The 12,320-nt window shown below is 72.2% G+C and carries 11 protein-coding genes; 6 read left to right on the forward strand and 5 right to left on the reverse strand.

The features are described 5' to 3' along the window. The first annotated feature begins 7 nt into the window (after positions 1-7). Positions 8-1,228 carry an ornithine--oxo-acid transaminase gene (gene rocD, locus ACIHFB_RS34940; protein WP_365280700.1) on the forward strand — a complete coding sequence of 407 codons (1,221 nt, stop codon included), beginning with the start codon at positions 8-10 and terminating at the stop codon, positions 1,226-1,228. A gap of 98 nt (positions 1,229-1,326) precedes the next feature. On the opposite strand, the gene ACIHFB_RS34945 is transcribed toward rocD, so the two are convergent. Together ACIHFB_RS34945 and ACIHFB_RS34950 are read right to left on the reverse strand one after the other, a co-directional pair. Next, positions 1,327-2,511 carry a glutathionylspermidine synthase family protein gene (locus ACIHFB_RS34945; RefSeq protein ID WP_400129012.1) on the reverse strand — a complete coding sequence of 395 codons (1,185 nt, stop codon included), beginning with the start codon at positions 2,509-2,511 and terminating at the stop codon, positions 1,327-1,329. Between the two features lie 19 nt (positions 2,512-2,530). Then, positions 2,531-2,887 (reverse strand): hypothetical protein, encoded by a 357-nt coding sequence (locus ACIHFB_RS34950; protein ID WP_365280706.1) that lies wholly within the window; start codon positions 2,885-2,887, stop codon positions 2,531-2,533. A 118-nt stretch (positions 2,888-3,005) separates the two neighbouring features. Between ACIHFB_RS34950 and ACIHFB_RS34955 the strand changes: the two genes are divergently transcribed. Together ACIHFB_RS34955 and ACIHFB_RS34960 are read left to right on the forward strand one after the other, a co-directional pair. Further along, on the forward strand, positions 3,006-3,860 hold the full coding sequence (locus tag ACIHFB_RS34955) for a hypothetical protein (protein ID WP_400129181.1): 855 nt from the start codon (positions 3,006-3,008) through the stop codon (positions 3,858-3,860). An 87-nt stretch (positions 3,861-3,947) separates the two neighbouring features. Then, positions 3,948-4,364 (forward strand): hypothetical protein, encoded by a 417-nt coding sequence (locus ACIHFB_RS34960; protein WP_365280709.1) that lies wholly within the window; start codon positions 3,948-3,950, stop codon positions 4,362-4,364. Here the strand turns inward: ACIHFB_RS34960 and ACIHFB_RS34965 are convergent. Beyond that, on the reverse strand, positions 4,336-7,119 hold the full coding sequence (locus tag ACIHFB_RS34965) for an AAA family ATPase (protein ID WP_400129013.1): 2,784 nt from the start codon (positions 7,117-7,119) through the stop codon (positions 4,336-4,338). The two genes, ACIHFB_RS34960 and ACIHFB_RS34965, sit on opposite strands and share 29 nt — an antisense overlap. Before the next feature lie 134 nt (positions 7,120-7,253). Between ACIHFB_RS34965 and ACIHFB_RS34970 the strand changes: the two genes are divergently transcribed. Further along, complete coding sequence (locus ACIHFB_RS34970) at positions 7,254-8,630, forward strand: tetratricopeptide repeat protein (protein ID WP_400129014.1); 1,377 nt, start codon at positions 7,254-7,256, stop codon at positions 8,628-8,630. Between the two features lie 44 nt (positions 8,631-8,674). On the opposite strand, the gene ACIHFB_RS34975 is transcribed toward ACIHFB_RS34970, so the two are convergent. Then, positions 8,675-10,060, reverse strand: coding sequence for a PLP-dependent aminotransferase family protein (locus ACIHFB_RS34975; RefSeq protein ID WP_400129015.1), 1,386 nt, complete (start codon positions 10,058-10,060; stop codon positions 8,675-8,677). 47 nt (positions 10,061-10,107) lie between these two features. Here ACIHFB_RS34975 and ACIHFB_RS34980 point away from each other — a divergent pair, with 47 nt between their 5' ends. Together ACIHFB_RS34980 and ACIHFB_RS34985 are read left to right on the forward strand one after the other, a co-directional pair. Continuing rightward, the gene (locus ACIHFB_RS34980) at positions 10,108-10,635 is read left to right on the forward strand and encodes a carboxymuconolactone decarboxylase family protein (RefSeq protein ID WP_365280721.1); all 528 of its coding nucleotides are present in this window, start codon (positions 10,108-10,110) and stop codon (positions 10,633-10,635) included. Beyond that, the gene (locus ACIHFB_RS34985; protein WP_365280724.1) at positions 10,632-11,357 is read left to right on the forward strand and encodes an isocitrate lyase/phosphoenolpyruvate mutase family protein; all 726 of its coding nucleotides are present in this window, start codon (positions 10,632-10,634) and stop codon (positions 11,355-11,357) included. The genes ACIHFB_RS34980 and ACIHFB_RS34985 overlap by 4 nt, the downstream gene beginning before the upstream one ends. Positions 11,358-11,360: 3 nt before the next feature. Here the strand turns inward: ACIHFB_RS34985 and ACIHFB_RS34990 are convergent, their stop codons facing one another. Next, positions 11,361-12,320: an ABC transporter substrate-binding protein gene (locus tag ACIHFB_RS34990; RefSeq protein WP_400129016.1), complete on the reverse strand. Its 960-nt coding sequence runs from the start codon at positions 12,318-12,320 to the stop codon at positions 11,361-11,363.

Genomic DNA, 12,320 nt, shown 5'->3' on the forward strand with positions numbered 1-12,320 from the left:
AGTTGCCGTGACCGCTACGGAAAGCCTCATCGAAGCCGCCGACGCCCACAGTGCGCACACCTACCACCCGCTGCCGGTCGTGGTGGCGACGGCGGACGGGGCCTGGATGACGGATGTCGAGGGCCGGCGGTATCTGGATCTGCTGGCCGGGTATTCGGCGCTCAACTTCGGTCATGGCAACCGGCGGTTGATCGATGCGGCGAAGGCGCAGTTGGAGCGGGTGACGCTGACGTCGCGGGCGTTTCACCACGATCGGTTCGCCGCGTTCTGCACGGAGCTGGCCGAGCTGTGCGGCATGGAGATGGTGCTGCCGATGAACACCGGCACGGAGGCGGTGGAGACGGCCGTGAAGACGGCCCGGAAGTGGGGGTACCGGATCAAGGGCGTGCCGGCGGAGATGGCGAAGATCGTGGTCGCGGGCGGCAATTTCCACGGCCGTACGACGACGGTCATCAGCTTCTCCACGGATCCCGAGGCGCGCGCGGACTTCGGGCCGTACACGCCGGGCTTCGCGATCGTGCCGTACGGGGATCTGACGGCGATGCGGGAGGTGATGACCGAGAACACGGTGGCGGTGCTGTTGGAGCCGATCCAGGGCGAGTCGGGGGTGATCGTGCCGCCGCCGGGTTATCTGTCGGCGGTGCGTGAGCTGGCGCGGGAGCGGAACGTCCTCTTCATTGCCGATGAGATCCAGTCGGGGCTGGGGCGGACGGGACGTACGTTCGCGTGCGAGCACGAGGGGGTGGTGCCCGATATGTATGTGCTGGGGAAGGCGCTCGGCGGTGGTGTCGTCCCGGTGTCGGCGGTGGTGTCGAGTGCCGAGGTGCTGGGGGTGTTCCGGCCCGGGGAGCACGGTTCGACGTTCGGCGGGAATCCGCTGGCCTGTGCGGTGGCGCTGGAGGTGCTCGCGATGTTGCGGACGGGCGAGTTCCAGGCGCGGGCCGCGGAGCTGGGCGACCATCTCCAGCGGGAGCTGGCGGCGCTGGTCGGCACGGGACGGGTGACGGAGGTGCGGGGGCGCGGGCTGTGGGCGGGTGTCGACATCGCCCGGGCGTATGGGACGGGGCGGGAGGTGTCCGAGAAGCTGATGGACCGGGGTGTACTGGTGAAGGACACCCATGGGGTGACGATCCGGATCGCGCCGCCGCTGGTGATCGGGAAGGAGGATCTGGACTGGGGGCTCGCTCAGCTGCGGGGTGTGCTGGAGTTCTCCGCTGGAAGCAGGTGACGAAGCCGCGCGCCGGTGGGGGCTGGTCGCTCCCCCATCGCGGCGGTAGCCGCAAATCCGATACAGCCCCGCGCCCCTTTCGGGGTGTTTCAGTCCCCTCAGAGGATCACGTGCGGCAGAAAGCGCGCGTACTCGTCCGTCACCAGCCCCGACGACTCCCGGATGCCCAGGCCTGCCGACTCGTTCTCGACGACCCAGGCGCCGAGGACGACCCGATTGCCGTCGAAGTCGGGGAGCGGTGCCAACTCCTGGTAGCAGCAGGGCTCTTCCCGGATGACGGGATCGGCGCCCGGGTCGTGGATGGTCACGCCGGCGCCCTCACGGCCGAGGAGGGGCTTGGCGACGTAGCCCGTGGTCTTGGCCAGTTCGTGTGGTCCGTCGAGGTGGGCGGGCAGCAGGTTCGGGTGGCCCGGGTACAGCTCCCAGAGGATGGCGAGCAGCGCCTTGTTGCTGAGCAGCATCTTCCAGGCCGGTTCGATCCACAGGGTGCTGCCGGTGCCGCCGCCGTTGTCGAGGGTGTCGAGGACGTGATCGGCGAAGCGGTCGCTGGTGAGCCATTCCCAGGGGTAGAGCTTGAAACAGCTGCGGATGAAGCTGAGTTGGTTGTCGACGAAGCGGCCGGAGAGGTGGTCCCAGCCGATCTCCTCCATGGAGATCCAGGAGGTGTCCAGGCCCGCCTGTTCCGCCGTCTCCTTGAGATAGGCGACGGTCATGAGGTCCTCGCCGAGTTCGTCGGCCGAGGAGTGGGCGAAGTAGAGCGGGCCGCCGGGCGGGAGGAGCGCGGACTGCTTCTTCCAGGCGTCGACGAGGCGTTCATGGAGGGAGTTCCACTGGCCGGCGCCCGGGAAGCGTTCCGCCATCCAGAACCACTGGGGCGAGGCCGCCTCCACCAGGGAGGTGGGGGTGTCGGCGTTGTACTCCAGCAGCTTCGCCGGGCCGGTGCCGTCGTAGCGGAGGTCGAAACGGCCGTAGACGGTAGGGAGTTCGGTGCGGCGGTGCCAGGCTTCGGCGACCGCCTCGACGATGCGCGGGTCGTGGATGCCGAGGTCGGCGAAGCGGCCGGCGGTGACGATGTGCTCGGCCGCTGCCAGGCACATGCCGTGCAGTTCCTCGACGACCTCCTCCAGCGCCTCCACCTCCGGGAGTGAGAAGACGTAGTAGGCGCTCTCGTCCCAGTAGGGGCGCAGGGAGTCGTCAGGGTGGCGGGTGAGGGGGTAGATGAGCCCCTGCTCCTCGACTGTCTGCTGCCAGCCGGGGCGGGGCTCGATGGTGCGGCGTTCCATGACTGTCGTACGTTCCCGTTCAGCCGCCGGAGCTGCCCTTGTCGCCGCTGCCGAAGCCGCCCCGGTCGACTCCGCTGCCGCCGCCGGTCCCGCCGCTTGTCGAACTGCCGGATCCCTTGCCGGGCTTGGTGAAGGAGCCGCCGTTGACCCGGTCGCCCTTCTTCTTGCCGCCGTAGTAGTAGGCGCCGTTGACGGTCGTGGCCGACTTGCAGTTCTTGTCGCCGACGACGTTGTAGCCCTTGCCGAGGAGGTAGCTGTCGCGGTCCACGCAGCGCTTGTCCGGGTCGGAGGAGCAGGAGGTGAGGGCCGCGGCGAGCAGTCCCATGCCGCCGAGCACGACCGTGCCCGAGCGCAGTTGTCGGCGTGCGTCCGCCATGTTCGTGTCTCCCCGTTGATGTGCGATCTTCGGCGGTCAGCTTAGGGATCGGTAAGAGCCCCCACGCAGCCAGGTCTCCCCTCGCCTCCTCCCCTACAGTCACTTTGTGCTCTTTGGAATGTTGTGCGCCCTTGGTGCCGCGGTCTGCTTCGGTACGGCGACGGTGTTGCAGGCGATGGCGACGCGGACGGCGGACACCGGTCGGGGCGGGGAGGCCGCGCTGTTCCTGCGGGCGGTCCGGCAGTGGCGGTATCTGGCCGGGCTTGCGCTGGACGGGCTGGGGTTCGTGTTCCAGGTGGCCGCGCTGCGGTCGATCCCGATCTACGCGGTCGGTGCGGCGCTGGCGTCGAGCCTGGCCGTGACGGCGGTGGTCGCCGCGCGGCTGCTGCGCGTACGGCTGAGCGGGGGCGAGTGGGCAGCGGTGGGCGTGGTGTGTGCCGGGCTCGCGATGCTGGGGATCTCGTCGGGGACGGAGGGCGACCGGGGCGGGCCGGCGGCGTTGGAGTACGCGATGCTCGCCACGGCCGTCGCGGTGCTGCTGCTCGGGCTGAGTGCCGGGCGGCTGCCCGAGCGGGGACGGGCGTTGCTGCTCGGTCTGGGGGCCGGGTTCGGGTTCGGGGTGGTCGAGGTGGCGGTGCGGCTGATCGACTCGCTCGCGCCCTCGGCTCTGCTGGCCGATCCGGCGACGTACGCGCTGCTGCTGGGCGGCGGTGCCGCGTTTCTGTCGCTGACCTCGGCCCTCCAGCGGGGGTCGGTGACCACCGCCACCGCCGGGATGGTGATCGGGGAGACCATCGGGCCCGCGCTGGTGGGTGTGGTGTGGCTGGGCGACCGTACGCGGGAGGGGCTGGCGTGGCTCGCCGTGCTGGGGTTTCTGGTGGCCGTGGCGGGGGCGTTGGCGCTGGCGCGGTTCGGTGAGGTGACGGAGGGGGCCGAGGGGGCGCCTCCCCCACCGGCCCCGGGGATTCCCTGAGTCCGTCCCGGAGGTCCGGAGGGTGTGGGGATCCCTAGCGTTCCGTTGTGCGGCCGGAGAGCCGGCCGGGACAGACAGGGGGTAGTCATGGGACCGAACGACGCTCAGATCGTGCGGGTGTTCAGCCGCGAGCCGAAGGGACCGATCGCGGATCTCACGCTGGATCCCACCAAAGACGCCGAGATCGTGGTGGAAGCGGAGGCCGGCGACACTCTGCACCAGACCGGGGGAAAGTACTCGGTGACGCTCGTCGTGCGCGACATCAGCGACGGCACCGCGATTCCCGCGACCGTGGCGGGCGCTCCGCAGCCCAATGAGGTGAAGGGCTCGTTCACCGACGCCAACTGGCCGAACCTCGCGGCCGGTTTCGACTTCGTCATCAGCAGCGCCACGCTCCAGAACCACCGGGGGCACCTGGCGCAGGCGTATGGATCGGTGCTGTACGGCACAGGCAAGCCGGGTGTGACCTTCGCGGTCAGCCAGCCGTTCCAGATCCTTCCGTAGCCGCACCGATCCGGGCCACGAGCTCCACCCGGGACCGTATGCCCAGCTTCGCGTAGGCATGGCTCAGGTGGTACTCGACGGTCTTCGCGCTGAGGACCAGCTCGCGTGCGATCCGGCGGTTGGTCAGCCCGGTCACCGCGAGCTGCGCCACGGCGTACTCCTGCGGGGTCAGCCGTTCGCGCGCTCCGGGGAGAGCGGCGGGGCCGCCGTCGGGCGCGGCCCCGCAGGCGGCCAGCTCCCGGTCGCAGTGGCGCAGGAAGGGCACGGCGCCCAGTTCGGCGAAGCCCGCCCGGGCCGCCCGCAGCTGCTCCAGGGCCGGGGTGCGGCGGCCGGCGCGGCGCAGAAAGACACCGAAGTCGAGCTCGGCGCGGGCCCGTTCGAGGGGCAGGCCGAGGCGCGCGCCCCGGTCGAGGGCCTCGGCGAAGGCGTCCCGGGCGAGTTTCGGCTCGCGGCGGGCGGCGTGCAGGTTGCCGCGCACCCGGCAGACGACCGCCAGCGTGGAGGCACGCAGTCGGCGGGCGGCGCGCCGTTCCAGCGCGGTCAGCACCTCCTCGGCCTCGTCGAGCCGACCGGCCGCCACCAGCGAGTCGGCGAGCAGGTCGCGCCAGACCGTGAGACCGGGTTCCGCGGTGAAGTCCAGGTCCTCGTGGACGAGGAGGGTCCTCAGCAGGGCGACGGCGGTCGCCGGGTCGCCGCGGACGAAGGCGAGGTAGGCGCGTCCGTACGTCACGAAGACCTCGACCATCGCCGACTCCTGGACCACGGGATGGTCGCGCGCGCTCTTCAGGCGCTCCTCGGCACGCTCGTACTGGCCACGGGCGGTCAGCAGAAGCGCCTCCTCGGCGTGCACGAGGGGAGCGATCCACCCCTGGCCGAGGTCGGCGGCGACCGAGGACGCCGTCTCCCAGTGCGGCATGGCCAAGTCCCAGGCCCCGTCGAGGAATTCGGCCTTCGCCAGGATCGCCAGGGCGATCACCCGCAGGGGTACCGGTCCCTGGCGGGCGAGTTCCGCGGCCCGCTCCAGGTCGCGGCGTGCCCGTGCCGGGCGGTCGGTGTACATGTACAACAGGCCCCTGCCCATGAGGAGTTCGATGTCCTCGGGCCCCACCAGCGGGGCCTCGGGCAGCTCCGCCGCCAGCCGGAACCCCTCCTCGAAGGCGCCCAGCTGCCCGAGCGCGGCGAGGTGGATGAAGCGCAGGGTCCCTCCGGAGCGCGCCCGGCCGCCCGCGCCCCGGGCCGGCTCGGCCCAGCGGCACACCTGGGTCGAGTGGCCGCCCATCATCTGGACCATCACGTACTGTTCCGCGATCCGCGCGTCCAGGCCGGGGTCCGCTCCGGGTGTGCGCAGCCGCCATGCCTCGTCGAGCAGCGCCCGGGCCTGGTGGACGCGTCCGGCGACCAGCGCGAGATGGCCGCGGGCGCAGCACCGTAGGGCCTCGTCGGTGGCCTCCGGCAGCGCGGCCGCGACGGCGTCCGCCTCCTCCTCCCGGCCGTCGAAGAGATAGGCCTCCACGGCCTCGCAGGCCAGCCGGCCCCGCTCCGGCGGGGAGGAGGCCAGCCGGGACGCGTACCGCACGAGGGGCGCGGCCTCCACCCAGCGGCCGACGGCACCGCGCCGCCGGGCGCAGTCGGCGAGTTCGGCGGCCAGCCGGTCGTCGGGACCGTGCGCGGCGAGCGCTCGATGGTGCAGCCGGACGAACTCGTCGTCCTCGGTCCCGGCGGCCCTGGTGTGCAGCTCGGTGCGGCGTACCGGGCCCAGCTCGTGGTAGACGGCCGCCCGGACCAGGGGGTGGGTGAACGCGATGCCGGTCGTCGTGTCGTGCGGGGCCTCCTGGAGCAGCCCCTGCGCCAACGCCTCACCCAGGGCGGCCAGCGGCTCGGCCACCCCCGCGAGGCGGGCGGCGCGGTCCAGGGTGCAGTGCGTGCCGAGTACGGCCGCGGCCTGCACCAGAGCGCGGGCGGGCGGGCCGCAGCGGGCGAGCCGGTCCAGGACGAAGCGGGCGTACGACTGCGGGGCGGGCAGTGGGGACATGGCGGTGCCCGAACCCCTTTCGGCGGCGGAGGAGGACCGGAGCACGGCCGCCGGCACCTCCTCGAGCAGGGCGAGGCAGTGCAGCGGGTTGCCGTCGGTGTGGGCGTGCAGACGGTGGGCGGCGGCCGGGGGCAGCGGCTCGGTCAGGTACCGGGCGCTGAGTCCGACGAGGTCCGTCGCCGCGAGACCGCCCAGGCGCAGCCGTACGGAGCTGTCGTCGGTCAGGATCCGGCGCAGTCCGCCGGGCAGCCGCGGGTCGCCCATGTCGCGCAGCGCGAGCAGGGCGAGGACGCGGTCGGCACGCAGTCGGCGCAGGGCGAAGGTGAGCGCGCGCAGGGAGGGTGTGTCGGCCCAGTGCGCGTCGTCCACGACCACCACGACGGGCTCCTCGTGCTGCAACTCCCCCAGTGGTTCGAGGAGTTCGGCCCCTGCGGTGAGCGGGTCGGTGTGCACGGGGCGGCCCAGGAGCTGACTCAGAACGCCGTACGGCAGGTCCGCCTCGTGCTCTTCGCCCGCCGCCGCCAGGACGTGCCCCTCGGCCGTGCCGGTGATGAAGTGCCGCACGAGTGCCGTCTTGCCGATGCCGGCCGGGCCCTCGACGACGACCAGTTGCGGGCGGCCGGCGGATGCCTCCCCGTACAGCCGGCGCAGCTCGGCGAGTTCGTCCGTGCGTCCCAGGAACGACGCCCCGTTGCCGCGTCCTGCGGGCATGGCAGCGTGCATGACGGCCCCTCCCCCGAGATCACGGCCCACGGCACACCCCGGGGACATCCCTGGGTGGTCACCGGAGGTGGACCGGTGGCCGTGTCCGTACGTTGGCTCGAGTCCAGGATCCAGGTCGGTGACGGGGGAACGCGGTGAAAGCCGAGGAATTACGGCAACAGGGCAGGGTTGCGGCGGCACTTGCGGCGGCCAGGGGTCCCATCGGCGCGCTCCCGGCGGAGCTGCTGGTGGTACGGGCACGCGCGCTGTGGGACATGGAGCACACGGAGGCCGCCGCTGAGCAGGCCTTCGAGGCGGTACGGCGTGATCCGACGCTGCCCGCCGCCCGCGCGATGCGGGGTCTGGCCCAGCTCGACGCAGGAGACCTCGGGGCGGCCTGGGACGAGGCCGAGTACGCGCAGAAGCGGGCGCCGGAGGAGCCGCTGACGTACCTCCTGCTGTCCGAACTCCACGGGGAACACGGGCAGTTCGAGGAGGCTGCCGCGTTGCTCTCGGAAGGTGTCAGGCGCCGCCCGTTCGACGCCGATCTGCGGCTGCACCGGGCCGGCTGGCTGTCGCAGATCGAACGCGGGGAGGAGAGCCTGCGCGATGTGGAGGTCGTGCTCACCCGGTTCCCCGAGCACGTCCTGGCGCTGAGCGTCCGGGCCGCGCTGCTCGGGGCGTCGGACCGGGCGGACCGGGCCCTCGACAGCGCCGGGGAGGCCGTGCGGCTGGCCCCGAAGTGTGCGGGGGCGCTGATGGCCCTGGGGCTGGTGCATTTCTGGCGCGCTGAGGACGACGTGGCCCGTCGGGTACTCGGCCGCGCGGTGCGGACGGCGCCCGCGAGTCCCCGGATCGCTACGGTGCGGGCGCTTCCCGAGTTGAGGTCCGATCCACGCGCGGCCCTGGCCCTGCTGCCCGACGGCAAGCTGTGCTGCCGGCCCTCCGTCCACGCCGACATCCGCTACCTCCAGGCCGTGTGCCACCACTGCCTCGACGCACCTGAGGAGTCCCGGCGCCTGCTCGACTCCGCGCTGGAGTACCAGCCGTGGCACCTGGAATCCCTCGATCTGCGCTGCTGGCTGCTGCTGCTCGCGGACGAGGAGGAGGGCGCGCTGCGTGATGCGCAGGCCGTGCTGGCGCGGCACCCGGACGAGCTGCGGGCACGGTCCGTGCGCGGCGCCGTGCAGGTGCGTCACGAGCGCTGGAACGCGGCGCTCGAGGACTCGTCGGTGGCGCTGGCGACCGACCCGCAGGACGTGTTGTCCCTGTGGGTGCACGGCACGGCCTGCGCCATGACCGGCGACACCGAGCGCGCCCGGGCCGCTCTGTCCCGGCTGACCGCCGTCGACACGACCGGCGAGTTGACCCGTCGGCTCGCCGCTCTGGTCGCGACCGCCCGACCGGAGGCCGACCGGACCGACTGGTCCAAACGGACCTGGGAAGTGCTGCACCGGGTGGGGACGGTCGTCAGCCTCGCGGGCGTTCTCGCCGGGGTGGGCGGATCCGTGGGCGGCGGATCGTCGGCCTGAGACGGAGCCGCCCCGTACCGGCGAACCATCGGCCCGGCCCCCCCCTACGGCAGCACCCTGCACAACGCGTCCAACGCCCCCGCCCACGCGTGGTCCGGAGGCGTCCCGTACCCCACGACCAGGGCGTCCAGGGGCTCGGCGACGGCCGCCCGGTGACGGAAGAAGGACAGTCCGTGCAGGGCGAGGCCCTGCCAGTTGGCCGCCTGGACCACCGACTTCTCGGTGCCGGACGGCAGCCGCAGGACGGCGTGCAGGCCGGCCGCGACGCCGGTGGCGTGGACGTCGGGGGCATGTGCGGCGAGGGCCGCGACCAGGGCGTCCCGGCGACGCCGGTAGCGCAGCCGGGCGGCCCGCACATGGCGGTCGTAGGCCCCGGAGGTGATGAACTCGGCGAGTGTCAGCTGGTCCAGCGCCCCGCAGGTGTCCACCTCGCCCTTCGCCGCCGCGGCCTTCTCCGCGAGGGCGGGCGGCAGCACCGCCCAGGCCAGCCGGAGGCCGGGGGCGAGTGACTTGCTGGCGGTGCCGAGGTGGACGACACGGTCGGGGTCGAGACCCTGGAGGGCGCCGACGGGCTGGCGGTCGTAGCGGAACTCGCCGTCGTAGTCGTCCTCCAGGACCAGTCCGCCGGTGCGCCGCGCCCACTCGACCACGGCCGAGCGGCGGTCGGGGTGCAGGGGCGCGCCCATCGGGAACTGGTGGGCGGGGGTGAGCAGGACGGCGCCCTCGTCCGTCAACTGTCCGGTGTCCGTGCCGAGTTCGTCGAAGGGCAGCGGCTCCGTGTGCAGCCCGGCCGAGGTCAGGCGGTTCCAGTGCGCGTCGAGGCCGTACGACTCGACGGCGACCGTCCGTGCTCCGCGCGCCCGCAGGAGTTGGCCCAGGATGTCCAGGGCCTGGGTGAAACCGGCACAGACGACGATGCGTTCCGGGTCGGCACGTACGCCCCGGGCGCGGGCGAGGTAGCCGGCGAGTGCGGAGCGCAGTTCGGGGCGGCCGCGGGGGTCTCCGTAGCCGAGGGCGGAGTTCGGGGCGGCGGCGAGCGCGCGGCGGGCGGCCCTGAGCCACTCGGTGCGCGGGAAGGAGGCGAGGTCGGGGGTGCCGGGGATGAGGTCGTACGCGGGGCGGTGCTGCTCCCGGCGGCGGGGTACGGCGTCCGGGGGCGGGACGACCGTACGTTCCGCCACTCTCGTGCCCGAACCCTGGCGGGCGGTGAGCCAGCCCTCGGCGACGAGGTCGGCGTAGGCGTCGGCGACCGTGTTGCGGGCGATGCCCAGGTCGGCGGCGAGGGCGCGGGAGGAGGGCAGCCGGGTGCCGGGGGCGAGGCAGCCGGTGCGGACCGCTTCGCGCAGGGCGTCGGTCAGGCCGCGGCGCACGCCGGAGCCGGTCGGTTCCAGATGCAGGTCGACGCCCAGAGTGGCCCATGATTCCGCCATGGAAATGGACCATACCCCTGGGCTGCCCGGCTCCTAGGGTCGAATCCATGACGAACAGCGACACCCCCGTGGACTACGCCCCCGAGCACACCCCCCGACTGGACTGGACCCGGCACGTCCCCGAGGTCTACAAGGCCATGGTCCGCCTCGACGCGGCCGCCAGGAAGGGCCTCGACGCGAAGCTCCTGGAGCTGGTGAAGATACGTGCGTCGCAGCTCAACCGCTGCGCGCTCTGCATCGACATGCACAGCAAGGACGCGCTCGCGGCCGGCGAGAGCGTCGAGCGGATCATCCAGCTGAGCGCCTGGGAGGAGTCGCGTCACTTCTACACGGAGAAGGAGGCGGCGGCGCTGGAGCTCACGGAGGCCGTGACCGTGCTGACTGGGGGCACCTCCCAGACGAAGTCTGGGGGAGGTTTCGTGGTGGACGAGGTGTACGAGACGGCCGCCAAGCACTTCGAGGAGGCCGAACTGGCACAGCTGATCGCCTCGATCACGGTGATCAACGCATGGAACCGGTTCGGCGTGACCTGCCGGATGGTGCCGGGCCACTACACGCCGGGGGACCACAGGTGACGGACCGCGTCGACACCTTCCGCGCCCTGCACCGAGGGCGGCTGCCCGATGACCCGCTGGTGCTGCCCGGCCCATGGGACGCGGCGAGCGCACGGGCGTTCGTGGCGGCCGGGTTCCCCGCGCTCGCGACGCCCAGCGCGGGGATCGCCGCCAGTCTCGGGTACGAGGACGGGCAGACCCCCGCCGACGAGATGTTCGCCGCGGTGGCGCGGATCGTACGGGCCGTCGACGTGCCCGTGTCGGCGGACGTCGAGGGCGGGTACGGGCTCGACCCCAAGGAGTTGGTGGAGCGGCTGCTGGAGACGGGGGCCGTCGGGTGCAACCTCGAGGACTCCGACGAGGGTGCCCTCAAGGACCCGCGGGAGCACGCCGAGTGGCTCGCCGAGGTGCGGTGGTACGCGCCGGCCGAGCGGCTCTTCATCAACGCGCGCGTCGATACGTTCGTCCGCGGGGTCAAGGAACCCGAACGGGCCATCGAGCGGGCCGCGTTGTATGTCGCCGCGGGCGCCGACTGCGTCTATCCGATCGGCGCCCCCGTCGACGTACTGCCGCTGCTGCGGTCCGGGATCCAGGGCCCACTGAACGTGTTCGCCCGGCTCGACGGCGAGGGCCCTTCGCCCGCGGATCTGGGGGAACTCGGGGCCACCCGCGTCACGTTCGGGCCGGGGCTCCAGCGGGAGGCGACGGCCGCGCTGCGGGTGATCGCCGACCGACTGAAGTAGCGGTCAGGACAGCCACGCCCGCCATGTCGACTCGTGGCCGTCCACCCACTTCTTCGCCGCCTCCTCGGGGCTGAGCTTCTGGTCGGCGATCAGCAGGGAGACCTCGTTCTGGTCCTCGGTCGTCCAGTTGAAGTCCTTCAGGAAGCGGGCCGCCTTGCCGCCGCTCTCGGCGAAGTCGGCGTTGAGGTACTTCTGGAGCGGGGTGTGCGGATAGGCGCAGGCGACCTTCGCGGGGTCGGCGTCGCAGCCCTCCTTGTACGCCGGGAGCTTCACCTCGGTCATCGGGACCTTCTTGAAGAGCCACTGGGGGGCGTACCAGTAGGTGAGGAAGGGCTTCTCCTCCTTGGCGAACTGTTTGATCTGGGTGATCTGGGCGGCTTCCGAACCGGCGAACACCACCTGGTAGTTCAGGTCCAGGTTGTTCACCAGCGCCTTGTCGTTGGTGACGTAGGAGGGGGAGCCGTCCATCAGCTGGCCCTTGCCGCCGCTCTCGGCGGTGCGCAGCTGGGAGGCGTACTTGTCGAGGTTCTTCCAGTCCGTGACGTCGGGGTGCTGTTTCGCGAAGTACGTCGGCACGTACCAGCCGATGTGCCCGGTGACGCCGAGTTCGCCGCCGTTCACGATCGTCTTCTTGTCCCGGACGTAGCGCTGTTCCTGCTCCGGGTGCCCCCAGTCCTCCAGGAGCGCGTCGACGCGGCCCTGGCTGAGCGCGTCCCAGGCGGGGACCTCGTCGACCTGGACGGTGTCGACGCGGTAGCCCAGCTTGTGTTCGAGCAGGTACTGGGCGACGGCGACGTTGGCCTGCGCGCCGACCCAGGACTGGACGGAGAGCGTCACGGTCCTGGCGCCCTGCGCATTCGCGAAAGGCGACGCCTGCTTGGTCATGTCGGCGGCACCGCAGCCGGTGAGCAGCAGGAGTGCGCCCACGGCGGCGGTCGTACTCATCCTCGTACGAAGTCGCAT

Origin of the sequence: Streptomyces sp. NPDC051963, from assembly GCF_044593495.1 — a bacterium.
Lineage (GTDB): Bacteria > Actinomycetota > Actinomycetes > Streptomycetales > Streptomycetaceae > Streptomyces.